The 17,123-nt window shown below is 63.7% G+C and carries 12 protein-coding genes; 3 read left to right on the top strand and 9 right to left on the bottom strand.

The features are described 5' to 3' along the window. Position 1: 1 nt before the first annotated feature. Together CAG22_RS17910 and cobA are read left to right on the top strand one after the other, a co-directional pair. Complete coding sequence (locus CAG22_RS17910; protein ID WP_085705881.1) at positions 2 to 1,672, top strand: bifunctional protein-serine/threonine kinase/phosphatase; 1,671 nt, start codon at positions 2 to 4, stop codon at positions 1,670 to 1,672. Between the two features lie 27 nt (positions 1,673 to 1,699). Beyond that, the gene (gene cobA, locus CAG22_RS17905; protein WP_085589385.1) at positions 1,700 to 2,440 is read left to right on the top strand and encodes a uroporphyrinogen-III C-methyltransferase; all 741 of its coding nucleotides are present in this window, start codon (positions 1,700 to 1,702) and stop codon (positions 2,438 to 2,440) included. A 182-nt stretch (positions 2,441 to 2,622) separates the two neighbouring features. Here the strand turns inward: cobA and CAG22_RS17900 are convergent, their stop codons facing one another. The 8 genes from CAG22_RS17900 to ppsA form a co-directional block, all read right to left on the bottom strand. Then, positions 2,623 to 3,660, bottom strand: a complete 1,038-nt coding sequence (locus CAG22_RS17900) for an OmpA family protein (protein ID WP_004376136.1) — start codon at positions 3,658 to 3,660, stop codon at positions 2,623 to 2,625. A gap of 111 nt (positions 3,661 to 3,771) precedes the next feature. Further along, positions 3,772 to 4,338, bottom strand: coding sequence for an RNA polymerase sigma factor SigX (sigX, locus tag CAG22_RS17895; protein ID WP_003248665.1), 567 nt, complete (start codon positions 4,336 to 4,338; stop codon positions 3,772 to 3,774). A gap of 112 nt (positions 4,339 to 4,450) precedes the next feature. Next, a complete protein-coding gene (locus tag CAG22_RS17890) occupies positions 4,451 to 5,275 on the bottom strand; it encodes a mechanosensitive ion channel domain-containing protein (RefSeq protein WP_004376138.1) in 825 nt (274 codons plus the stop codon). Positions 5,276 to 5,277: 2 nt separating this feature from the next. Further along, positions 5,278 to 5,550, bottom strand: coding sequence for a hypothetical protein (locus CAG22_RS17885; protein ID WP_004376140.1), 273 nt, complete (start codon positions 5,548 to 5,550; stop codon positions 5,278 to 5,280). 214 nt (positions 5,551 to 5,764) lie between these two features. After that, complete coding sequence (locus tag CAG22_RS17880; RefSeq protein ID WP_063913854.1) at positions 5,765 to 6,760, bottom strand: zinc transporter ZntB; 996 nt, start codon at positions 6,758 to 6,760, stop codon at positions 5,765 to 5,767. Positions 6,761 to 6,787: 27 nt separating this feature from the next. Then, positions 6,788 to 7,279, bottom strand: coding sequence for a ribonuclease E activity regulator RraA (gene rraA, locus CAG22_RS17875; protein WP_021785500.1), 492 nt, complete (start codon positions 7,277 to 7,279; stop codon positions 6,788 to 6,790). A gap of 217 nt (positions 7,280 to 7,496) precedes the next feature. Next, positions 7,497 to 8,489: an alpha/beta fold hydrolase gene (locus CAG22_RS17870; RefSeq protein WP_256582439.1), complete on the bottom strand. Its 993-nt coding sequence runs from the start codon at positions 8,487 to 8,489 to the stop codon at positions 7,497 to 7,499. Positions 8,490 to 8,591: 102 nt separating this feature from the next. Beyond that, a complete protein-coding gene (gene ppsA, locus CAG22_RS17865; protein WP_075044190.1) occupies positions 8,592 to 10,967 on the bottom strand; it encodes a phosphoenolpyruvate synthase in 2,376 nt (791 codons plus the stop codon). Positions 10,968 to 11,144: 177 nt separating this feature from the next. Between ppsA and CAG22_RS17860 the strand changes: the two genes are divergently transcribed. Then, positions 11,145 to 11,963 carry a pyruvate, water dikinase regulatory protein gene (locus tag CAG22_RS17860; protein WP_024086557.1) on the top strand — a complete coding sequence of 273 codons (819 nt, stop codon included), beginning with the start codon at positions 11,145 to 11,147 and terminating at the stop codon, positions 11,961 to 11,963. Positions 11,964 to 12,126: 163 nt separating this feature from the next. On the opposite strand, the gene CAG22_RS17855 is transcribed toward CAG22_RS17860, so the two are convergent. Then, positions 12,127 to 16,992 carry an NAD-glutamate dehydrogenase gene (locus CAG22_RS17855; RefSeq protein ID WP_085589292.1) on the bottom strand — a complete coding sequence of 1,622 codons (4,866 nt, stop codon included), beginning with the start codon at positions 16,990 to 16,992 and terminating at the stop codon, positions 12,127 to 12,129. Positions 16,993 to 17,123: the final 131 nt, after the last annotated feature.

Raw genomic sequence — 17,123 nt, 5'->3', positions numbered from 1 at the left:
CATGAGCCTGCAACTGAACTTTGCCCAGGCCAGCGCCACCGGGCCGCGCGAGGAAAACCAGGACGCCCTGCGCCTGGTTACCCCGGCGCCGGAGCTGGCCGCCAGCAAAGGCTACCTGTTCGCCCTCGCCGACGGCGTCAGTCAATGTGCCGATGGCGGCCTGGCAGCCCGTGCCAGCCTGCAGGCGCTGGCCCTGGACTACTACGCCACCCCCGCGACCTGGAGCGTGGCCCAGGCCCTCGACCGCCTGCTGCTGGCGCAGAACCGCTGGTTGCGCGCCCAAGGCAGTGGCCAGCCACTGCTGACCACCCTCAGCGCGCTGGTGCTGCGCGGCCGGCGTTTTACCCTGGCCCACGTGGGTGACTGCCGCGTGTACCGCTGGCACGCTGGGCGCCTGCAATGCCTGAGCGAAGACCATGTATGGGACCAGCCAGGCATGCAGCATGTACTGAAGCGCGCGCTGGGCCTGGACCAGCACCTGCTGGTGGATTATCTGGAAGGTGAGCTGCAGCCGGGCGAGAGCTTCCTGCTGTTGAGCGATGGCGTATGGGCCAGCCTGGGCGACCAGCACATCCAGGCGGTGCTGCGCGAGCAACCCGACCTGCAACTGGCCGTCGACACCCTGGTCGCCAGCGCGCACCTGAACGGCAGCCAGGACAACGCCAGTGCCTTGCTGGTGCAGGTCGAGCAACTGGGCACGGCCAACCTGGGCGACACCTTGGCGCAACTGCAGCAATGGCCAGTGCCCGGCCCGCTGCGTGAAGGCCAGGTAATCGATGGCTGGCAAGCCGAAAAGCTGCTTTCGCAAAGCCGCCAGTCGCTGCTGTACCGGGTGCGCGATGCCCAGGGCCATGCCTGGCTGCTGAAGACCCTGCCCGCCGCACGCGAGCAGGAGCCCGGCGCGGCGCAAGGGCTGTTGCTGGAAGAATGGTTCCTGCGCCGGGTCGCTGGCCGGCACTTCCCCGAACTGCACACCGCCAGCCAGCGCCAGCACCTGTACTACGTGATGCGCGAATACCCCGGCCAGAGCCTGGCAGCGCTGCTGGCCCAGCACGGCCCGCTACCCATGCCGCAGTGGCTGGAGCTGGCCCGGCAGCTGCTGCAGGCGGTCGGCGTACTGCACCGGCGCAACCTGCTGCACCGCGACATCAAGCCAGAGAACCTGCACCTGGGCAGCGATGGCCAGCTGCGCCTGCTGGACTTCGGCCTGGCCTACTGCCCGGGGCTGTCCGAAGACCCGCTGCACGAGTTGCCGGGCACGCCGTCATATATTGCCCCGGAAGCGTTCGACGGCCAGCCGCCCAGCCCACGCCAGGACCTGTATGCCGTGGGCGTGACGCTGTATCACCTGCTGACCGGGCATTACCCCTACGGCGAGGTGGAGGCTTTCCAGCGCCCGCGCTTCGGCCAACCGGTCAACGCCGCGCGCTACCGCCCCGACCTGCCGGAATGGCTGCAGCACAACCTGCAGCAGGCACTGGCAGCGGACCCTGCGCAGCGCTTCGAAACCGCCGAACACTGGTTGCTGCTGCTCGAACGTGGCGACCGCCAGGAACTGCCCAGCCGGCCACGGCCGTTGCTGGAGCGCGAACCGTTGAAGGTCTGGCGCACCCTGGCCCTGCTGTCCTTGCTGTTCAACCTGATATTGCTGCTCACCCTGCTCAAGGGCTGAACGCACCTTGCCGATGAGGAAACCCTGATGAATGCGAAAGTCTGGCTGGTTGGTGCTGGTCCTGGCGACCCCGAACTGCTCACCCTCAAGGCTGTACGCGCATTGCAGCAAGCCGCTGTGGTGATGATCGACGACCTGGTCAACCCGGCGGTGCTGGAGCATTGCCCGCAGGCCCGGGTGATTGCCGTGGGCAAGCGCGGCGGCTGCCGCTCCACGCCGCAGGCGTTCATCCAGCGCCTGATGCTGCGCCATGCGCGACAAGGGCGCTGCGTGGTCCGGCTCAAGGGCGGCGACCCGTGCATCTTCGGCCGTGGTGGTGAAGAGGCGCTGTGGTTGCAGGGGCATGGCATCGAGGTGGAAGTGGTCAACGGGATCACCGCCGGCCTGGCTGGCGCCACGCAATGCGGGATTTCCCTGACCTCACGGGGTGTGAGCCGGGGCGTGACGCTGGTCACGGCACATACCCAGGACGACAGCGAACTGAACTGGGCGGCCTTGGCCCAGGGCGGGACGACGCTGGTGGTGTACATGGGCGTGGCCAGGCTGGAGCAGGTGCGCCAAGGGTTGCTGGACGGGGGCATGGCACCGGCGACGCCGGTGGCGATGATCGAGAATGCCTCGTTGCCGCAGCAGCGGGAGTGCAGGAGCGATGTGCGGGGGATGGTCGAGGATGCGCGGGGGTTTGGTTTGCGTAGCCCGGCGATTTTGGTGATTGGGGAGGTGGTTGGGGAACAGGTGGTTCAGGAATTGGTGGCAATAGCAGGATGATGCAGTGCCTGTAAAGGCCCCTTCGCGGGCTTGCCCGCTCCCACAGAGATTGCACACAGCCTGCGGCATACGACGAGCCTGTGGGAGCGGGCAAGCCCGCGAAGGGGCCGGCACACGCCACACAAATCCCAGGCAAAGAAAAACCCGGCCGAGGCCGGGTTTTTCATGAAGCTTCAAACCAATTACTTGGCCTGGGCTTCTACCTGAGCTTCAACGCGACGGTTGACAGCACGGCCTTCTTCGGTGGCGTTGTCGGCAACCGGACGGGTTTCGCCGTAGCCAACCGAGTCAACACGGCTGGATTCCACGCCGTACTGCTGGGTCAGGACCTGCTTGACAGCGTTGGCACGACGCTCGGACAGCTTCTGGTTGTAAGCGTCTGGGCCGACGGAGTCAGTGTGACCTTCCACGGTGGTGGTGGTCTGTGGGTACTGCTTCATGAAGTCAGCCAGGTTCTTGATGTCGCCGTAGCTGTTTGGCTTGACGACCGACTTGTCGAAGTCGAACTTGACGTCCAGCTCAACGCGAACGACTTCGGCAACAGCCGGGCAGCCATCAGCGTCAACGGTAACGTTGGCCGGGGTGTCTGGGCACTTGTCGACGTTGTCGCAAACGCCGTCGTTGTCGGAGTCGGAGCACACTTCAGCAACTGGAGCCGGAGCGACTTCAGCTTGCTTCGGGCTACCGCCGAAGTTCAGACCAACACCAACGGTCGGGCCCCACTCGGTGTTGCCGTTGTCGATGTTGTACATGGCTTCTACGCCAGCACGGGCGAAGAACATGTCGGTGATGTACCACTTGGCGCCAGCGCCAACGTTGGCGAAGGTGGAGTGGTCGCGGCCGCTACGAGTGGCCTGGCCCAGGCTCTCGTGAGCGAAACCGGCGGAAACGTACGGACGCAGAGCGTCGCCCACGGTACCGAAGTGGTAGGTGGCGTCGAGCTTGGCCTTGGAACCTTTGATGTCTTTGTTGAAGACTTCACCACGAGCGTTGTGGGTCTCGTTGTAGCCGAGGTCCAGGGAAACGTCGTCGGTCAGGAAGTAGCCCAGGCGAACACCAGGATTGGTGCCGTCGTTCTTGAAGTTACGTTCGCTGTCGTAGTACTGCTTGGTAACGTTGCCTTCGATTTCCACAGCGCCTTGGCCTTGAGCCAGAACGCCGAACGAAGTAGCAGCGACGAGCGAGCCAATGGCCAAGCCCAAGGTGTTTTTCAATTTCATCCGTTAAATCCCCATCTGGTGATAGTTAAGCAGTCCCACCACAAACAAGGGGGACAACTCGACGGCAAGTCTAGCAGAACTCGCCGGTTCGTTAGAGATATTTGCACGCCACTAAGTTTCATCGAGGCCGGCAAATTTCTCCCGAAGCTTGTCTAGCGCGCGCTTGTAGCGCATTTTTGTCGCGCTCAGGCCCATGTGCATGATGTCTGCAATTTCCTGAAATTCCAGCTCTGCGACAAAACGCAGCACCAGGATTTCCCGGTCAATCGGGTTCACATGCACCAGCCACTTGTCCAGCCCGCCTTTTTCTTCCGGCTTCGGAGCCTTGTCTTCGGACGCCTCTTCAACAGGGTCCAGACTCAAGGCATCCATCAACCGACGTTTACGGCGCTCCTTGCGGTACTGGGTAATGCATTCGTTGTAGGTGATGCTGTAGAGCCAGGTCTTGAACTTGGACTTACCCTCGAAGTTCTTCAGCCCGTACAGCACTTTCAACATGACTTCCTGACAGACATCGTCCGCGTCACGGTCGTTCCCCAGATAACGCGCACAGACGTTGAACAGGGTCCGTTGGTAGCGCCGCATGAGCTCTTCATAGGCGCGGGTAACGTGGTACAGCTCCTCATGCGAACGCGCCACCAACTCTTCGTCGGTGAGCTCGCGGGGGTCATAACGCATGGGCGGCGAATGAACTTTATTCAAAACGGATCTGGCCGACAGTCAGGTCAATGTCGCCGCGCGACCCCGTGGGTCGATTTTCGCGGCGGCATACATTAACAGCTTTGTGCGGTTAGCGGCTATTGACTCGCTGTTCAAGCAGCTCACGATTGGACAGTGATACCAGTTCGCCATCATCGGTCAGCAGCGTCGTCTTGACCGTACCGATCTCCTCGATATGCCCTTCGACCTCGCCAATCCGCACCTGCTGGCCCACCTGGTACAGCTCGCGCACGTAGATGCCGGCCAGGATCTGCCCGGCGATTTCGCGGCTGCCCAGGCCCATTGCCAACGCAACGGCCAGACCAACGGTAATCAGCCCGATCACGATCACATGGTTCAGCAGGTCGGTTTTCACCTCCAGCTGGCTGATGGCCACCGAGATGCTGATGATGATCACCAGGCCCTGGGTGATACGCCCCAGGCCTGCCGAGTATTCCAGGCCGATGCCTTCGGCAGCGCCGCGTACCAGGCCGTTTGCCACCTGGGCCAGCAGCACGCCGGCCAGCAGCACCAGGGCTGCGCCGAACACCTTCGGCAGGTACAGGGCAAGCATGTCGAGGGTTGCCGAGACCCGCTCCAGGCCCAGCGACTCGGCGGCCGAGACCAGGAAGATGAGCAGCACGAACCAGTAGACGATCTTGCCGATCAGGGTGGAGATGGGTACCTGGATGCCGACCCGGCCGAGCATCTTGGTCAGGCCGGTGCCGGCCATCAGGCGGTCCAGGCCGAACTTGGCCAGCAGTTTGGACAGCAGCGTGTCGAGCAGCTTGGCCACCACGAAACCGAGCAGCACCACGACCAGCGCGCCGAACAGGTTGGGGATGAAGTTCGCTACCTTGGTCCAAAGGGCAGTCATGGCGGTGACCAGGCTCTGGGTCCAGAGATCGAGTTCCATATTCAATCGGCCTTATCTGCTTTGCTGCCGTTGGCAGCGTTGCGGGAAGAGTGTCGACGCACCGGCGCAACATGCGCCGCGCCATTGTTCACGGCGATCAGCAGCGCCTGGCTCCAGCGGCCAAGCAGGCTGAACAGATCGCCCGCGCCAACCTGGCGGTTGGCGGTTTTCAGCACGCGACCCAGGCAAGCGGCGTCGTCCCGGTCGTCCCGGTCATTGCCGGAGGGTGACGCCTTGAGCAGGTCGCGCAGGGATTCTTCAAACGGATCGTGCATGGGCACCTCGCGCAGTGTCAGTCAGAGACGAGATGGCCGGTCGATGGGTCACACATCGCATTGGGACGAGTGTTTCAAAATGAATGGCGCTTGCCTGCACTGGCCCTATCGCCGGCAAGCCAGCTCCCACAGGGGTACCACAAGCCTTGAAACCTGTGGTGTACCTGTGGGAGCTGGCTTGCCGGCGATAGGGCCGGTGCAGGTCAATGAGCATCTATACCCACCGCAACCGCCGGAACAGCCACCACTGCCCCACCGCCAGCCCCAGCACGACGATGCAGGCAAACAGGAAGCCATAGGGGTTTTCCGCCCCCGGGATGCCGCCGACATTGATGCCCAGCAGCCCGGTGATGAAGCTCATGGGCAGGAAGATGCAGGTGATGATGCCGAAGCGGTACATGGTGCGGTTCATGCGCTCGCTGCGCCGGCGATCCTGGCTTTCCAGCACCAGGGCGGCCCGCTCGCGGGTCAGTTCCAGCTCTTCGAGGTAGCGGATCAGGCTGTTGTTCAGCTCGTTCCAGTAATCGGCGTCGGCATCGACGAACCAGCTCCATTTGCTACGCGACAGCTGGGCGTAGATCTCCCGCTGCGGCGCCAGGAAACGCCGCAGACCGGCGGCACGCCGGCGGATCTGCTGCAGGCAGCCATTCTCTGGGGTATACCGTTCGTCGGATTCGACCTTTTCTTCTTCCAGGTCGACCAGTTCGGACAGGTCGCTGACCAGGCCCTGGACCTTTTCGGTCAGCAGTTCGCCCATCAGCAGCAACAGCTCGGAAGCCGATTTCGGGCCCCTGCCCTCTTCGAGCTGCTGGAGAATCTCGTCACTGGCGCGCAACGGCCGCAGGCGCAGCGAGATGACCCGCTGCGCCTCGGCGAAGATGCGCACCGAGACCATGTCTTCAGGCTCTGCACCCGGGTTGAGGTTGACCCCACGCAGGAACAGCAACAACTGTTCATCGGCCATGGGCAGCAGGCGCGGCCGGGTATTTTCTTCCAGCAGCAGCTCGCAGGCGAATGCGCTCAGGCCGCTGTCGTGCAGCAGCCAGGTGCGGGTTTGCGGATGGCTGCGGTCCCAGTGCAGCCACAGGCTCTGCTCGGGTTGCAGCTGCAGGTCATCCAGCTCGGTACGGGCAATCGAGCGCGCGCCGCCTTTGCCATCGAGCACCAGGGCGTGTACCAGCCCCCACTGCGCGTTGTCTTCCTCGAACATCAAAGCTCCATCAGCGCGGGCGGCGCATCACTCCGGCATTTTCAGCGGGCTTGGCGAGACCAGCACGCCATTGTTGTCGGCATACACGTACTCGCCCGGGCGGAAGGTCACCCCGGCGAAGGTCACTGCCACGTTGAGGTCGCCGATGCCGCGCTTGTCGGTTTTCATCGGGTGGCTGGCCAGGGCCTGCACGCCGACGTCGGTCTGGATCAGCACGTCGACGTCACGCACGCAGCCGTAGATCACCAGGCCTTCCCAGCCGTTCTTGGCAGCCTTTTCGGCGAGCATGTCGCCGAGCAGTGCGCGGCGCAGCGAGCCACCACCATCGACGACCAGGACCTTGCCCTTGCCATCGAGTTCGACCTGCTCCTTGACCAGCGAGTTGTCTTCGAAGCACTTGATGGTGACGATCTGGCCGCCGAACGAATCGCGGCCGCCGAAATTGCTGAACATCGGTTCCAGCACCTGCACCAGGTCCGGGTAGGCATCACACAGGTCGGGCGTAACGTAATGCTGCATGGGAAGCTCCTGTCAGTCACAACGAAAGCGGGTATCGGCCAAGGCTACACCGTAGAGCCCATTGCAGTCATCCGGGACCAAGCAGTCAGTTGTGTTTTGCCTGTACCGGCCCTATCGCCGGCAAGCCAGCTCCCACAGGACCCCGCTGGCTTCAGGCTAGTGGTACTCCTGTGGGAGCTGGCTTGCCGGCGATAGGGCCAGTCCAGACACAGCAGAATCAACTGATGGGCACAGGCTCCGCCGCCACCGTGGATTCATGCACCGGCACCAGCGGATCCCGCAGCCAACGCTCCACCAGCGGCCACACCTGCACCTGCGCGGCCTTGCTCACCAGCATGTCGACATGCCCGAAAGCCTCGAAGCCTTCCTCGAGCCCCAGCCGCAAAAACTGCTTGCGCTCACCGCCCAATTGCTCGAACAGCTTGCGGCAGGCCCACACCGGGTCCTGGAAGTCCCCCGCACCAGCCACCGCCAGCAGCGGCACATCCACCTCGGCCAGCCCCGCCCACCAGTCGCTCTGCCTGTCGCCAAAGCGCCCGAACAGGCCATGCCAGCGCATGCTCTCCAGGGCCAGGCCGATCGGCTCATCCTCCGGCCCACGCTTGAAACGCGGCCCGGAAATCTGCCCCCAGCGCTTGAGCAGCAGCTTCGCCCCCCAGGCCAGCGGCGGCACCTTCAACGGCCAGTACACGCGGCTGATCTGGGTACCGAACAGCGCCACGCTGGCCACCTGCTCGGCAGGCAGAAAACCACCGCCCAGCGCTGCCGCCAGGGTCGTACCACCCAGGGAATGGCCGACCCAGTGCGGCGCCTGGCCCGATTGCTCGCGCACGAACGCGGCAATCAGCGGCAGGTCATCGCGGGCATAGGCGGCAACGCTGTTGTGCTTCCAGTCATGGTTACGCGGCGACAGGCCGTGGCCGCGCATTTCCGGGATCCACACATCGAAGCCGGCGCGGGCGAGATAGGCCCCCAGGCCAACCCCTTTGGGCGAGTACCAGAAGCGGCGGTTGGAGAAGCTGCCGTGCAGGAGAATGACCGGCACGCCCTGGGCCTGGCCCTGATCGGCCAGCCCCAGGCGGGTGACAGCCAGCTCGACGCTGGGGTCAGGGCTGTTGCCGGCCTTGATCCGGTACACGTCTTCGCTGAGGTCGCCGCGGCGTTCGGCACTGAGCAGGGCCACGGGGAATAGAGTGCTGCTGCTTTGCATAAGGTTGCTTGGTGCACAAAAAAGGGCGGGATCCATTGCTGGAGCTCGCCCTGGAAAAAACCAGGCGGGGGTGCGCCAGACGTACCCCCGCGTTTTACTGCATCAGACCGCGCCCTGCCCTTCGGCCAGGTAGAACCAGGTTTCGAGTACCGAGTCCGGGTTCAGCGACACGCTGTCGATGCCCTGTTCCATCAGCCACTTGGCCAGGTCCGGGTGGTCCGACGGGCCCTGGCCGCAGATGCCGATGTACTTGCCAGCCTTGTTGCACGCGGCAATGGCGTTGGCCAGCAGCTTCTTCACCGCAGGGTTACGCTCGTCGAACAGGTGGGCGATGATGCCGGAGTCACGGTCCAGGCCCAGGGTCAGCTGGGTCAGGTCGTTGGAGCCGATCGAGAAGCCGTCGAAGTATTCCAGGAACTCTTCGGCGAGGATGGCGTTGGACGGCAGTTCGCACATCATGATCACGCGCAGGCCGTTTTCGCCGCGGGCCAGGCCGTTTTCGGCAAGCAGGTCGACGACCTGGCTGGCTTCACCCAGGGTGCGTACGAACGGCACCATGATCTCGACGTTGGTCAGGCCCATCTCGTTGCGCACGCGCTTGAGCGCACGGCACTCGAGCTCGAAGCAGTCACGGAACGATTCGCTGATGTAGCGCGAAGCGCCACGGAAGCCCAGCATCGGGTTTTCTTCTTCCGGCTCGTACAGCTTGCCGCCGATCAGGTTGGCGTACTCGTTGGACTTGAAGTCCGACAGGCGCACGATGACCTTTTTCGGGTAGAAGGCCGCAGCCAGGGTGCTGATGCCTTCGACCAGCTTCTCGACGTAGAAGCCGACCGGGTCGTTGTAGCCGGCGATGCGCTTGTCGACGCTGTCCTTCAGGTCGGCTGGCAGGCCTGCGTAGTTCAGCAGTGCCTTGGGGTGCACGCCGATCATGCGGTTGATGATGAACTCCAGGCGCGCCAGGCCGACACCGGCGTTGGGCAACTGGGCGAAATCGAACGCACGGTCCGGGTTGCCGACGTTCATCATGATCTTGAACGGCAGGTCAGGCATGGCGTCGACCGAGTTCTGCTTGACGTCGAAGCCCAGCTCGCCCTCGAAGATGAAGCCGGTATCGCCTTCGGCGCAGGATACGGTCACGCCCTGGCCGTCTTTCAGCACCTGGGTGGCGTTGCCGCAGCCGACCACAGCCGGAATGCCCAGCTCACGGGCGATGATCGCCGCGTGGCAGGTACGCCCGCCACGGTTGGTGACGATGGCGCTGGCGCGCTTCATCACCGGTTCCCAGTCCGGGTCGGTCATGTCGGAGACCAGCACGTCGCCCGGCTGGACCTTGTCCATTTCCGATACGTCGTTGATCACGCGGACCTTGCCGGCGCCGATGCGCTGGCCAATGGCGCGGCCTTCGACCAGTACGGTGCCCTTCTCTTTCAGCAGGTAGCGTTCCATGACGTTGGCGCTGGAGCGGCTCTTCACCGTCTCGGGGCGCGCCTGGACGATGTACAGCTTGCCGTCGTCACCGTCCTTGGCCCATTCGATGTCCATCGGGCGCTGGTAGTGCTTCTCGATGATCATGGCCTGCTTGGCCAGCTCGCTGACCTCGGCATCGGTCAGGCAGAAGCGCGCGCGCTCGGCGCGGTCCACTTCGACGGTCTTGACCGAACGGCCGGCCTTGGCTTCTTCGCCGTAGACCATCTTGATCGCCTTGCTGCCCAGGTTGCGGCGCAGGATGGCCGGGCGGCCGGCCTCCAGGGTTTGTTTGTGCACGTAGAATTCGTCAGGGTTGACCGCACCCTGCACGACGGTTTCGCCCAGGCCGTAGGCGCCGGTGATGAACACCACGTCGCGGAAGCCCGACTCGGTGTCGAGGGTGAACATGACGCCGGCGGTGCCGGTTTCGGAGCGGACCATGCGCTGCACGCCGGCGGACAGGGCCACCAGCTTGTGGTCGAAGCCCTGGTGCACGCGGTAGGCGATGGCACGGTCGTTGAACAGCGAGGCGAACACTTCCTTGGCCGCGCGGATCACGTTGTCGACGCCGCGGATGTTGAGGAAGGTTTCCTGCTGGCCGGCGAACGAGGCGTCCGGCAGGTCTTCGGCGGTGGCCGAGGAGCGCACGGCAACTGCCATGTTGTCGTTGCCGGCAGCCATTTCGGCGAAGGCCGTACGGATTTCCGAATCCAGGCGGGCCGGGAAGTCGGCTTCCATGACCCACTGGCGAATCTGCGCGCCGGTCTTGGTCAGGGCGTTGATGTCATCCACGTCGAGTGCGTCGAGCGCGGCGTGGATACGGTCGTTGAGACCACTCTGTTCGAGAAAATCGCGGTACGCCTGCGCCGTAGTGGCAAAGCCGCCCGGCACCGATACACCAGCACCTGCGAGGTTGCTGATCATCTCGCCCAGGGATGCGTTCTTGCCCCCCACATGCTCCACATCATGGACGCCGAGCTTATCGAGGGAAACTACGTACTCTACCAAGGTGATCTCTCCACTAACTGTATTGGAAAAGCTCAAGGGCGCCCGCCTGCCTTCGTTGACTTGGCCGGACGCTTGTGGCCTGTACCTGGAAAATAAGTGAGAATGCCGACAGCCGCATTCGGCAAACCGAACTTATCATATCCAAGAAACGTCATCAGCTTAAGGCCCAGATCGCAAATGAAACGAACCGCGTTCTTCATCTCCGACGGCACCGGCATCACTGCCGAAACCCTGGGCCAGAGTCTGCTCGCTCAATTCGAGAGCATTCCGTTCAATAAATTCACCCGTCCCTACATCGATTCGCCGGAAAAGGCGCGGACCATGGTCCAGCAGATCAACGCCGCGGCCGAGCGTGATGGTGTACGCCCGATCATCTTCGACACCATCGTCAATCAGGACATCCGTGAGATCCTGGCTACCTCGAATGGCTTCATGATCGACATCTTTTCTTCGTTTTTGTCCCCGCTTGAACAGGAATTGACTGCCCATTCGTCGTATTCCGTCGGCAAGTCGCACTCCATTGGCGGCAATTCCAACTACATGGAACGCATCGAGGCGGTGAATTTCGCCCTGGACAACGACGATGGCGCGCGCACTCACTACTACGACAAGGCCGACCTGATCCTGGTAGGCGTATCGCGCTGCGGCAAGACCCCCACCTGCCTGTACATGGCCATGCAGTTCGGCATCCGCGCCGCCAACTACCCGCTGACCGAGGACGACATGGAGCGCCTGCAGCTGCCGGCGGTGCTGAAAAAGCACCACAACAAGCTGTTCGGCCTGACCATCGACCCCGACCGCCTCACCGCCATCCGCCACGAGCGCAAGCCCAACAGCCGCTATTCCAGCTTTGCCCAGTGCGAGTTCGAAGTGCGCGAGGTGGAAAACCTGTTCCGCCGGGAAAACATTCCCAACATCAATTCCACGCATTTTTCGGTGGAGGAGATTTCGGCGAAGATTCTGGTGGAAAAAGGGGTGGAGCGCAGGTTCAAGTAAGCCTGTACCGGCCTCTTCGCGGGCGCGCCCGCTCCCACAGGTATCGCACAAGACTCAAGGTTGGTGGGGACCTGTAGGAGCGGGCATGCCCGCGAAGAGGCCAGCACAGGCATACAAAAAAGCCCCGGCATCACTGCCGGGGCTTTTCATTTCAGCTCATGGCTCAGGACGGCACCACTGCCGCCTGCCCGCTCATGGCCAGGTCGACCAGCTCGCGGTTGGCCACCGCGTACATCGCATAGTCGGTACCGGTGGCATTGCGCAGGTCATCCAGCATGGCGCGCCAGCGCTCCACCATCACCCGGTGCTGCTCGGCCCACAGCGCCACGCGGGCGTCCATGTCTTCCGGCGCATCGGCCATCTGCAGTACCGAGATGGTGATCGCCCGCTGCTGCAGGTCGATGTCGTCGCGGAACGCCTCGCGGGCCAGCGCCTGCCAGTTGTTCTCCACCGGCAGGTTGCTGATTTCCTGCAGGTACCAGGTCAGGTCCAGTGCGCTGCCCACGGCGAAGAACGCCTTGGCCACCTGCGCCGGGTCATGGCCGGTAACATCCGAGGCCTCGATGATCGGCAACAGGGTGTACAGGTGGGTAGTGCCAGCCACCATGCGCGCCAGCAACTCCGGCACACCAGCCTCGACGAAGCCCTGGTAGCGCACCATCCAGCGCTCGCGGGTCGGGCCTTCGAGCAACTCGTCGAGCTTGAGCCCCAGTTGCGCGATCTTCGGCCCGAAGTGCGCGGTGTCGCGCCCGGCGTCCTGCTCGTTGCGGCGGCTGCGCAGGAACCAGCGGGTGGCACGGCGGCCCAGGCGCATCAGCTCGTCCATCAGGGTCAGCTGGATTTCCGCCGGCACCTGGTAGTCCAGTGCCTCGATCTGGCGGAACCAGTGCGGCAGGTGGAAGATGTCGCGCACGATCACATAGGCCCCGGCCACGTTGGCCGGGCTCATGCCGGTCGACTCCTTCAGGCGCTGGACGAAGGTGATGCCCATGTTGTTGACCAGGTCGTTGGCGATCTGGGTGCTGACGATTTCGCGCTTCAGGCGGTGGCGGCGCATGGATTCGGCAAATTTGCTGACCAGCGACGGCGGGAAGGCGGTTTCCATGTCGCGGGTCAGGTAGTCGTCGTCCGGCACCAGCGACTTGAGCAGCTGTTCCTTGAGGTCGATCTTGCTGTACGAGATCAGCACCGACAGCTCGGCGCGGGTCAGGCCCTGGCCGGCGGCCAGGCGCTCGGCCAACTGCTCTTCGGACGGCAGGAACTCGATGGCGCGGTCCAGCTTGCCTCGGGCCTCCAGGTCGGCCATCAGGCGCTTGTACTCGGCAATCCGCTCGCGGGCACGGCGGGCCGCCAGCGACAACGCCTGGGTCTGCTTGTAGTTGTTGCCCAGCACCAGGCCGGCCACTTCGTCGGTCATGCTGCCCAGCAGCTGGTTGCGCTGCTTCTCGGTCATATCGCCGCCCTGCACCACTTCGTTGAGCAGGATCTTGATGTTGACCTCGTGGTCGGAGCAGTCCACGCCGCCGGCGTTGTCGATGAAGTCGGTGTTGGTGGCGCCGCCATGCAGGCCGAACTCGACCCGGCCAAGCTGGGTCATGCCCAGGTTGCCGCCCTCGCCCACCACCTTGCAGCGCAGTTCGTTGCCATTGACCCGCAGCGCGTCGTTGGCCTTGTCGCCGACGTCGGCGTGGCTCTCGGTGCTGGCCTTGACGTAGGTACCGATGCCACCGTTCCACAGCAGGTCTACCGGTGCCTTGAGCAGCGCATTGAGCAGCTCGGTCGGGGTCAGGCGGTCGGCTTCGATGGCGAAGCGCTCTTTCATCTGCGGGCTGATGGCGATGCTCTTGGCACTGCGCGGGAAGATCCCGCCGCCTTCGGACATGATGCTGGTGTCGTAGTCGCTCCAGGCCGAGCGCGGCAGGTCGAACAGGCGCTTGCGTTCGGCAAAGCTTGCGGCTGGCTCCGGGTTCGGGTCGATGAAGATGTGCAGGTGGTTGAACGCCGCCACCAGTTGCAGCTTGTCGGACATCAGCAGGCCGTTGCCGAACACGTCGCCGGCCATGTCGCCGACGCCAATGACGGTGATCGGGTCTTCCTGCACATTGATGCCGCGCTCGCGGAAGTGGCGCTGCACGCCCACCCAGGCGCCGCGCGCGGTAATACCCATCTTCTTGTGGTCGTAACCGGCCGAGCCGCCCGAGGCGAAGGCGTCGCCCAGCCAGAAGCCGTAGTCGATGGCGATGCCGTTGGCGATGTCCGAGAAGGTTGCGGTGCCCTTGTCGGCCGCCACCACCAGGTACGGGTCGTCATCGTCATGGCGCACCACGTTGGCCGGCGGTACCACGCCACCGTCCTTGAGGTTGTCGGTGATGTCGAGCAGGCCGGAAATGAAGATGCGGTAGCACGCCACGCCTTCGGCGGCGATCTCGTCACGGCTGCCGCCCAGCGGCAGGCGGCGCGGCAGGAAGCCGCCCTTGGCACCGACCGGCACGATGACCGAGTTCTTCACCTGCTGGGCTTTCACCAGGCCCAGCACCTCGGTGCGGAAGTCTTCCTCACGGTCGGACCAGCGCAGGCCGCCGCGGGCGACGTTGCCAAAGCGCAGGTGCACGCCTTCGACCCGTGGCGAGTAGACGAAGATCTCGAACTTGGGCACTGGTTTAGGCAGTTCGGGGATCAGCTTGGGGTTGAACTTGAAGCTGAAGTACGACTTGTTGTGGCCGTTGGCGTCCGGCTGGTAGAAGTTGGTGCGCAGAGTGGCCTTGATCAGGTCCAGGTAGCGGCGCAGGATGCGGTCTTCGTTGAGCACCTGCACGTCGTCCAGCGCGGTCAGGATGGCTTGCTCCAGGCGCAGTTGCTTGTCATCCAGGTCCTCCTGGGTGAGCTTGCGCGCCAGGTAGAAGCGGGTCTTGAACAACCGGGTCAGCTCGCGGGCGATGTCGGTGTGGTTGTTCAGGGTGCTGGCGATGTAGCCCAGGTCGAAGCCCAGGCGAATCTGCTTCAGGTAACGGGCGTAGGCGCGCAGCAGCGCCACGTCGCGCCATGGCAGGCCGGCGGTCAGCACCAGGCGGTTGAAGGCGTCGTTCTCGGCATCGCCGCGGACGATGTGGATGAAGGCATCCTGCAGGGTGTCGTTGAGCTGCTGGATGTCCAGGCTCAGGCCTTCGCTGTATGTGAAGGCGAAGTCGTGGATCCAGTAGCCGCGGCCACTGGCATGGCGCAGGCGGTACGGGAACTCGCCGAGCACGCGCAGGCCAAGGTTCTCCAGGATCGGCAGCACGTCGGACAGCGCCAGCGGCGTGTCGGCGTGGTACAGCTTGCAGTGCAGGGTGCGCTCGCCGACCTGGGTCAGCGGCTGGTAGAAGCTCATCGCCAGCGGCTTGCTTTCCGACAGGTTCAGCACGTGCTGCAGGTCGACCACTGCCGAGTGCGCGGCGAAGCGCTCGCGGTAGCCGGCCGGGAAACCTTTGGGGAAGTCGGCGAGGATGTTGGTGCCCTGGGCTTCGCCGAAGTTCTCGATCACCAGTGCCGAGTAGTCGTCATGCCACGAACGGCAGGCCTGGATCACTTCGCGTTCCAGCTGCTGCGGGTCGATGTCGATGCGGTTTTTCGGGTCTACCCGCAAAATCAGCTGCACACGGGCCAGCACCGACTCGGAGAAGAAGGTCCAGAACTCGCAGTCGCTGGCCTTCAGGCGCTCCATCAGCACCTGCTGGATCTTCTGCCGCACTTCGGTGGAGTAGATTTCCCGCGGTACATAGGCCAGGCAGTAGCAGAAGCGGCCGTACGGGTCCTTGCGCAGGAACACGCGGATCTTGTTGCGTTCCTGGATCTGCACGATCGACATGACGGTGCTGAACAGCTCGTCGACCGGGGTCTGGAACAGGTCGTCGCGCGGCAGCACTTCCAGCACCTGGGCCAGTTCCTTGCCCAGGTGGGCCTTGGGATCGAAGCCCGAGCGGCGCTCGACTTCGGTGACCTTCTGCCGGATATAAGGGATGGCATGCACGCTTTCGCCGTACACCGACGAGGTGTACAGGCCCATGAAGCGGTGTTCCTTGATCACCTTGCCATCGGCGTCCAGCTGGCGGATCGACACGTAGTCCGGGTAGGCCGGGCGGTGTACGCGGCTTGGCAGCGCGGCCTTGGCGAACGACAGCAGCAACGGTTCGTTGAGGTAGGCCACGGCATAGTCTTCGATGCGCAGCTCGTCGCTCGTCAGGCCCACGCGCAGGCGGCGCGGCAGGCCGAGGAACGACTGCTCGTCGTAGACCATCTGGCCGCCATCGGCGTCGCCCTTTACGGTGAATTCTTCATAGCCCAGGAAGGTGAAGTGGTTGTCCAGCAGCCACTCGAGAAAAGCCTTCACCTCGCCCTTTTCGTGCTGCGCCGGGCCAAAGGCGGTCTGCTCCACCTCCGCCACCACTTCACGCAGCTTGGCCTTCATCGGTTCGAAGTCGGCAACCACCACCCGCACCTCGGCCAGCACCTGCTCGATCTCGCGGGCCAGGACCGTCAGCTCGGCGGCGTTGGCGCAACGGTCGATCTCCAGGTACATCAGCGACTCATGGCGTACGCCCTCGCCCTGGGTGCCCTTGGGCAGCAGTTCAAGCAGCTCGCCCTTGGCGCCGCGGCGCACGCTGAGCACGGTGGTCTGCAAGGTGTGGATGCTGTAGCCGCGGCGGTTGAGCTCGGTGCGTACCGAGTCGACCAGGAACGGCAGGTCGTGGTGCAGCACTTCGACCACGCTGTGGGTCGATTGCCAGCCATTGCGTTCGTAATCGGGGTTGTACACCCGTACTTGCGGGTATTCGGGGTCGAAACGCTCGATGATGCGCCAGGCTGACAGGGTGCAGCCGGCCAGGTCGGAAAGCCTGCGTTGGGTGAGTTCGTCCAGAGAGATGATGCCGAAGAACTGCTCGGCGAACAGCGCGACTTGTGGCAGGGACTGTTCGCTGATGTGCTGCGCCAGGGCCGCTTGCAGTTGATGCTGGAAGTCGGCTTTGCTGGCTGCGGTGAAGAACGCCATCTGTGGTACTCCGCTTGGGCTTTGTAATAATTGAAGCGTCGCTGCGTGCGCCGTGTACGGATCAACGATAGCCAACCCGTGGCAAGGCGGACGGTAAAACCAGGCGTTGAACGTGCGCAGGCACGCCCAGG

It is taken from the genome of Pseudomonas sp. B8(2017) (genome assembly GCF_002113575.1).
In the GTDB taxonomy this organism is placed as follows: domain Bacteria; phylum Pseudomonadota; class Gammaproteobacteria; order Pseudomonadales; family Pseudomonadaceae; genus Aquipseudomonas; species Aquipseudomonas putida_Z.
This window is presented reverse-complemented; position numbering and strand designations above follow the sequence as displayed.

What these genes read in the sequence shown, in the direction of transcription:
- CAG22_RS17910 (WP_085705881.1), top strand. Translation starts at nt 2, where the DNA reads ATGAGCCTGCAACTGAACTTTGCCCAGGCCAGCGCCACCGGGCCGCGC.
- CAG22_RS17885 (WP_004376140.1), bottom strand. Translation starts at nt 5,550, where the DNA reads ATGCACGATCCGTTTGAAGAATCCCTGCGCGACCTGCTCAAGGCGTCA.
- sigX (WP_003248665.1), bottom strand. Translation starts at nt 4,338, where the DNA reads ATGCGTTATGACCCCCGCGAGCTCACCGACGAAGAGTTGGTGGCGCGT.
- rraA (WP_021785500.1), bottom strand. Translation starts at nt 7,279, where the DNA reads ATGCAGCATTACGTTACGCCCGACCTGTGTGATGCCTACCCGGACCTG.
- CAG22_RS17870 (WP_256582439.1), bottom strand. Translation starts at nt 8,489, where the DNA reads ATGCAAAGCAGCAGCACTCTATTCCCCGTGGCCCTGCTCAGTGCCGAA.
- cobA (WP_085589385.1), top strand. Translation starts at nt 1,700, where the DNA reads ATGAATGCGAAAGTCTGGCTGGTTGGTGCTGGTCCTGGCGACCCCGAA.
- CAG22_RS17855 (WP_085589292.1), bottom strand. Translation starts at nt 16,992, where the DNA reads ATGGCGTTCTTCACCGCAGCCAGCAAAGCCGACTTCCAGCATCAACTG.
- CAG22_RS17880 (WP_063913854.1), bottom strand. Translation starts at nt 6,760, where the DNA reads ATGTTCGAGGAAGACAACGCGCAGTGGGGGCTGGTACACGCCCTGGTG.
- CAG22_RS17860 (WP_024086557.1), top strand. Translation starts at nt 11,145, where the DNA reads ATGAAACGAACCGCGTTCTTCATCTCCGACGGCACCGGCATCACTGCC.
- CAG22_RS17900 (WP_004376136.1), bottom strand. Translation starts at nt 3,660, where the DNA reads ATGAAATTGAAAAACACCTTGGGCTTGGCCATTGGCTCGCTCGTCGCT.
- CAG22_RS17890 (WP_004376138.1), bottom strand. Translation starts at nt 5,275, where the DNA reads ATGGAACTCGATCTCTGGACCCAGAGCCTGGTCACCGCCATGACTGCC.